6 protein-coding genes are annotated in these 6,305 nt (G+C 59.5%); 2 read left to right on the plus strand and 4 right to left on the minus strand.

Annotated elements, in window-relative coordinates; all coding sequences use genetic code 11:
* The first annotated feature begins 68 nt into the window (after positions 1 to 68).
* Positions 69 to 692 carry an AAA family ATPase gene (locus tag DW233_RS08795; RefSeq protein WP_117564047.1) on the plus strand — a complete coding sequence of 208 codons (624 nt, stop codon included), beginning with the start codon at positions 69 to 71 and terminating at the stop codon, positions 690 to 692.
* Positions 693 to 1,150: 458 nt separating this feature from the next.
* Here the strand turns inward: DW233_RS08795 and gltA are convergent, their stop codons facing one another.
* From gltA to DW233_RS08815, 4 genes are all read right to left on the minus strand, one after another.
* On the minus strand, positions 1,151 to 2,560 hold the full coding sequence (gene gltA / locus DW233_RS08800; protein WP_022094914.1) for an NADPH-dependent glutamate synthase: 1,410 nt from the start codon (positions 2,558 to 2,560) through the stop codon (positions 1,151 to 1,153).
* Positions 2,551 to 3,390, minus strand: coding sequence for a sulfide/dihydroorotate dehydrogenase-like FAD/NAD-binding protein (locus tag DW233_RS08805; RefSeq protein ID WP_006235793.1), 840 nt, complete (start codon positions 3,388 to 3,390; stop codon positions 2,551 to 2,553). Before DW233_RS08805 ends, gltA begins: the two co-directional genes overlap by 10 nt.
* Before the next feature lie 371 nt (positions 3,391 to 3,761).
* A complete protein-coding gene (gene pth, locus DW233_RS08810) occupies positions 3,762 to 4,391 on the minus strand; it encodes an aminoacyl-tRNA hydrolase (protein ID WP_199574625.1) in 630 nt (209 codons plus the stop codon).
* Positions 4,392 to 4,742: 351 nt separating this feature from the next.
* Positions 4,743 to 5,759 carry an endonuclease domain-containing protein gene (locus DW233_RS08815; RefSeq protein ID WP_233547977.1) on the minus strand — a complete coding sequence of 339 codons (1,017 nt, stop codon included), beginning with the start codon at positions 5,757 to 5,759 and terminating at the stop codon, positions 4,743 to 4,745.
* Between the two features lie 266 nt (positions 5,760 to 6,025).
* On the opposite strand from DW233_RS08815, the gene DW233_RS08820 reads away from it, so the two are divergent.
* Entirely contained in the window at positions 6,026 to 6,229 is a 204-nt protein-coding gene (locus DW233_RS08820; protein ID WP_117655732.1) for a hypothetical protein, read from the plus strand.
* Positions 6,230 to 6,305: the final 76 nt, after the last annotated feature.

Below are 6,305 nucleotides of genomic sequence, written 5' to 3' on the forward strand. Positions count from 1 at the left end.
TCCCTGGTACGCTATCGTGGGAAAAGGCGATAGACAGCCTTTTTCTCATTTGTTAGAAAGGAATCGCGATGAGCGATCTGGAGAACAAGAAGAGTCCTGTGGTCATTACCATCGCGCGCGACTTTGGCGCCGAGGGCCACGAGATTGGTCGCATGCTTGCCGACGAGTTGGGGATTCCGCTGTATGACAACGAGCTGCTGGTACGTGCGTCGCTGCGTGCGGGCGAGTCGCTCGACAAGATGGCTGCCTACGACGAGCGCCTGGCCGTGGAGAACATGGCGTTTCTGCCCGACCGCTACGACGCCCGCTCGTACTCGGACAAGTTGTTCCAAAAGATGAGCCAGGTGATTTTGGATCTGGGCGAGACCGAGAGCTGCATTATCGAAGGCCGCCTGTCCGATTACCTGCTGCGCAACAATCCCAACCACATTGCCGTGTTGGTGACCGCACCCTTTGAGGACCGCGTCGAGATCGTGCGCAAGAAGCGCGGCCTTAACAAAAAGAAGGGCGCCAAGCTGGTCAAGCAGCAGCAGAAGGCGCGCGAGGCGTTCTATAAGCGCTACAGTGCCGGAAAGTGGAAGATGACGAGCGGCAAGGACATCGTCGTCAACCGCGCCAAGCTGGGCCGCGAGGGTTGCAAGGACGTCATCGCCGCAGCCTACCGCTACAAAGTCGCCCAGCTCGAAGGCTAACCGACCAAAACCACCACAAAGGGCAGGCACCTTTGTGGTGGTTTTTGTTTTAGGCGGAGGGGAAGGCCTTGGCGGCAGTGCCTATCCTCGGCTTTTGCAAATCTCGATCTGTAACACCAAGCCAGCGAAAATGGCTCTAACTGTTACAGATTTAGATGAACCGTTCGGCCGTCAGCCCAACGTCTTGATCTGTAACACCAGGCGGCATATTTGGTCTCTAACTGTTACAGATTGAGATGCAGCGTGGGCGGCCGGCACAATATCTCGATCTGTAACAACTACAAGGCTCAACAGGGCCTAACTGTTACAGATTGAGATAAAACGACCAGGCAAGTCCCCAACCACCACAAAGGTGCCTGTCCCCTTTGTGGTGGTTGGGGCGGTCGGCATAGAAAAAGTCCCCGCCGGGCGTGTGCTCGACGGGGACTTTGCCGTTTGATGGCGAGCGCTGTAGGTGATTACTCGCCCAGCAGGCTCTTGGTGATGGAAGCGGCGGCCTTCTTGCCGGCGCCCATCGCCAGAATGACCGTAGCGGCACCGGTGACGATGTCGCCGCCGGCCCAGATGCGGGGATCGGTGGTCTGGCCGGTCTCCTCGTCAGCGACGATGTAGCCCCACTTGTTGAGCTCCATCTTGCCGCCGATCTTCTTTGCGAAGGGGTTGGCGTTGGTGCCGATAGCCGAGATCGCGACGTCGCAGGGGATCTCCTCGATGGCGCCCTCGATGGGCACCGGGCGACGACGGCCGGACTCGTCAGGCTCGCCGAGCTCCATCTTCTGGACCTTGACGGCGCACACGGAGCCGTCCTCGCCAGCGACAAACTCGAGCGGGGAGACGAGCGGCAGAACCTCGACGCCCTCGGCCTTAGCATGGTGCAGCTCGGCGCGACGGCAGGGCATCTCGTCCTCGGTACGACGGTAGGCGATGATGGCGTGCTCGGCGCCCAGGCGCTTGGCGGTACGGACGGCGTCCATGGCCACGTTGCCGCCGCCAAAGACGACGACGTTCTTGCCGTGCTTGGTGGGGGTGTCGTACTCGGGGAACTTGTTGGCCTTCATCAGGTTCACGCGGGTGAGGTACTCGTTCGCGAAGAAGACGTTGGGCAGGTTCTCGCCGGGGACGTTGAGGAACTTGGGCAGGCCAGCGCCGGTCGCCACGTAGATGGCGTCGAAGCCCTGCTCGAACAGCTCCTCGGCCGTGGCCATGTTGCCCACGACGGAGTTGTACTCAAACTTGACGCCCATGTCCTCCAGGCCGTCAATCTCGCGTTTGACGACCGCCTTGGGCAGACGGAACTCGGGGATGCCGTAGACCAGCACGCCGCCGCCGGTGAAGAAGGCCTCAAAGACGGTAACGTCAAAGCCGTTACGGGCGAGCTCGCCGGCGCAGGTGATGCCGGACGGGCCGGAGCCGACGACAGCGACCTTCTTGCCGTTCTTGGGGGCCATCTTGGGCGTGGAGGCGAGCTCGGGGCGGTCACCCAGGAAGCGCTCGAGCTGGCCGATGGCCACGGGCTCGGACTTCTTGCCACGGATGCACTTGCCCTCGCACTGGTTCTCCTGCGGGCAGACACGGCCGCAGATGGCGGGAAGCATGGAGTCCTCGCGGATGGTATCGAGAGCGCCGCCGAAGTCCTTCGCGCGGATCTGCTCGATAAAGCGGGGGATGTTGATGTTGACGGGGCAGCCCTCAACACAGAACGGCTTCTTGCAGTTGAGGCAGCGCTCGGCCTCGGCCAGCGCCATCTCTTCGGTGAAGCCCTTGTCGACGGGGCGGAAGTCGCAGGCGCGCTCGGCAGCCGGCTCCTCGTTATCGGGGGTGCGGGGCGACTTCATATCGGCAACGAAACGACCGTTAACTAGTGGCATGCGCAGCTCTTTTCCTCATAGGCCTTGAGGGACTCGCCCTCTTCGGAACGGTAAGCGGCCTGGCGGGCACGAAGGTCATCCCAGTCGACCAGGGTGGCATCGAAGTCGGGGCCGTCGACGCAAGCGAACTTGGTCACGCCGCCCACCTCGACGCGGCAGCAGCCGCACATGCCGGTGCCGTCAACCATGATGGGGTTGAGCGACGCGGTGATGGGGGTGTCGTACTTCTGGGCGGTGAGGGTCGAGAACTTCATCATCGGAACGGGGCCGACGCAGAAGACCTGGCTCACGGCCTTGTCCTGCAGCAGGCGCTCCAGCGGAGCGGTGACAACGCCCTGCTCGCCGTAGGAGCCGTCGTCGGTGGTGATGTGGATGTGGTCCTCGTCGAGGAGCTCGCGGAACTGGTCCTCCATGAGCAGGAGGTCCTTGGTGCGGGCGCCCATGATGGCGTGCACCTCGTGACCGGTCTCGACCAGGTGCTTGGCGACCGGGAAGGCAATTGCCAGGCCGACGCCGCCGCCAATGACGGCGCAGGGGCCCTCGGCCATCTCGGTGGGAACGCCCAGCGGGCCCACGACGTCGCGCAGCGACTCGCCGGCCTCGTAGGTGGACAGCATCTCGGTGGTCTTGCCGATCACCATGAAGATGAACTCGACCCAGCCCTCGTCACCGTTCCAGCCGGCCAGGGTAAACGGGACGCGCTCGCCCGTCTCGTTGGCGCGAACCATGAGGAACTGTCCAGCGTGCGCATGCTTGGCGATTGCAGGCGCCTCGATGCGGAACTTGAACACCTTCTCCGAGAACTGCGTCTTCTCCAGGATCTTATACATAGAACCCCTCTCTTGTTAGGGCTGCCGAACCGTGCCTCCACGGAAATGGACGGTAGCCCGAATAAAACCGTACGCGCACAGGCGTTGTGCAGACATACGGTGCAAATTATACCCTCATGGACATGCCGTTTACGTGTATCTTCGGCGGTTGGGAAAGGGTTTATCCACTTCGACCTACCAAATAGGGATAGGTTTATTTTGGTCGGTTTTATCAGGCAAAACGGCAAAGGGGGCCGGCCTCGGGTTGTGATGAGGCCGGCCCCCTTTGGGGTGTTATGCGTGTATGGCAGCGCGGGGTTTATTGCGATGCGGCCACCGGGGCGTTTCTGTAGATAAAACCTGCCAAAATAAACATCCCTAAATGGTAGGTTTTAGTGCTTGCCGTTGGAGGAAGCGGCGCCGTTGACGTGGTCGCGGGCATAGATCACGCCGTGCACGATGGCGAGGCCCGCGGCGTCGGCCGCGCGGGCGCAGGTGTCCTGGAAATCCTCGGCCTCGCGGGCACGCAGCTGCTTGAGCACGTAGTCGGCCACGGCCATCTTGCCGGGAGGGTTGCCGATGCCGGTGCGGATACGGCTAAAGTCGCGGCTGCCCATCTTGTCGATGATGGAGCGCAGGCCGTTGTGACCGGCATGGCCTCCGCCCACCTTGACGCGCACGTCACCGGCGGGAATGTCGAGCTCGTCGTGGATGACGAGCAGCTCCTCGGCCTTGATCTTGTACTCGCGGCAGAGCTTGGAGATGGGTCCGCCCGAGGTGTTCATGTACGACTGAGGCTTGACCAGTACAATCTGGCGCTTGCCGCCCTCTTCCTCGGGATCGTTGATGTTGATGAGCGCGACCTCGGCGCCGGCCTGGTTTTTCCAGTACGTGACACCGGCCTGACGGGCCAGCTCATCGATCGCCTTAAAGCCGGCGTTGTGGCGGGTTTCGGCATATTCCTCGCCCGGGTTGCCAAGCCCGGCAACCATGCGAATCTTAAGCGGCTGTGCAGCTGCCATGTTCATCCTTTCGTTGATTTGTCGCCTGCTATGGTGAGCGACCCTGTTGCCGCTGTCAAATGGAGGGTAATTGAGGGCGTTTGGGGGCGTTTGGACGGACGTCGAAATCCGAGGTGGACAGTTAGTTCAGATACGTATAAGTTCTGAGGACTCGAATTACTCAATTCAATGCCGATACGTTGTTTTGGAGCTTTAGTTAGTCCATATGGCGTTGTTTTGAAGTCTACCCTGCCTTCAAATAGGGCGAATGGTATAGAGATAGCTGCAAAACAGTCTAATTTAATGCGTCCATTTATACGTATTTGAACTAACTGCCCAGCCCTGCTCGACGGCGCACGGGTGATTCGCCGTTTAGACCGGCGCGAGGCCGGTTCCGGCCCGCAGAGCGTTGAGCCAAGCGGCCTGACGCTTGCGATAGCCCTTGATACGGTACCGGAATCGGACTCCTGTGAGTCGATGCATCGTTTGGGCGAAGGCTTCGAGTGCAACAAGGTCTTTCATTTGGTCGCGATTGATAACCAGGACGTGGATGCCCATGGCCTTGAGGCCATTATTTCGATTGCCATCGTGGATGCGAGCGTTTTGAAGCTCATGCCCAATTCCGTTGTATTCGTTGTCGACTCCGGCTGCCGGGCAATATAGGTCGCAGATGGCATAGAGGATGCCCGAGGACATGTTGACCGCAAGAGTATCGAAGTCGATTCGATGGTTGAGTAGCAGGCCTCCCATGGGCAGGCTGCAACATCCGAATCCGCCAAAGCGCATGGGCGCTCCGAGAACGGCAAACATTAGGGGTTCGGCTGGGGATGCGGATCCAGCCCGGGCGAGTTTGACTGCCGTGCGAAACGAGGCGTATGAGCTACTTTTGGCGAACCGTGCGACCGCCTCGAGCTCTTCGATGGTCGTGGCGGGATCGCATTTGTAGTGCGCCTGTTCATAGCGGGTTTCGTTCTGTTGTTCGGCCGCTGACTGGTTGCCCAGGCAATCAAGATCGCCCGTCGCTTCGTAGCCATCGCCCTTGGGCCAGATGTCGTCATGGGCAATGGGGTATGTTGCCCCGGGAGGAAGGGAGTAAGTTCCGACCAGTTCCATGAGAAGCATCAAGGTTTTGGCGACTGATTCATTTTTAGAACAAAGCATGGCTGTCATGGCAGGAGACGTTGCGTAGATGTCGGCCTCGACGTGCATAATTGCACCTTCAGGAAGCGGAGCGGAGAGAATATGCTGAAGAAGTCGCTTGTCGGGGCGTCGGTTGCCTTCGTTTGAAACGAGAAGATCGAGCAGCTCGGAATCATCTTCATTCCAGGCGTCGAGTATCGAAAGTGCGCCAAAGTCTATCGCGTCATTATTGGGAATGCAGCTAGCCAAGGCCTGTGCTTGCTGTTCACTATCAATGGAGCTCCAGGGTAGGGCAGAGTACGCCCGTCGTGCGCGACGAATTGCGCGGAGGGCGGAGAAATGTGAAATCACGGTCGTCATAGCTATAACGTACTAAGTTGGCGGCAGAATGCGACCGCCATACCGTTCTTTTCGCTCAGCGGGGTGCTGGGCGCCATGAACGGCCGGGTGTTAGGAAATCGGTGGAATCGGTTGAGGGGATTGCAGGAAATTGAGCTCTGCCGAGAAGGTTGACGATGGCTACTGGACAGTTAGTTCAGATACGTATAAGGCGGCGGGCGTTCGAGGTGTTTCTAAGGGCCTTCGAGGGCGATTTGAAGATAATATATGCGGCGGTTGTACTCGAAAACGATGAGCTTCGGGCGGCATGGCATCCGCCGGGGAGCTCAGAAGGCTCCGAACGGACCTTTGGAGCTTTAAAAAATACGTATCTGAACTAACTGTCCAGGGCGGATTGGCGAGGAATAGAAAAGGCTCTGTTAGACCAAGGTTGACATAAAAACGATGTCACCGCGA

The organism is Collinsella sp. AM20-15AC (assembly GCF_003471405.1).
Taxonomy (GTDB): Bacteria; Actinomycetota; Coriobacteriia; order Coriobacteriales; family Coriobacteriaceae; genus Collinsella.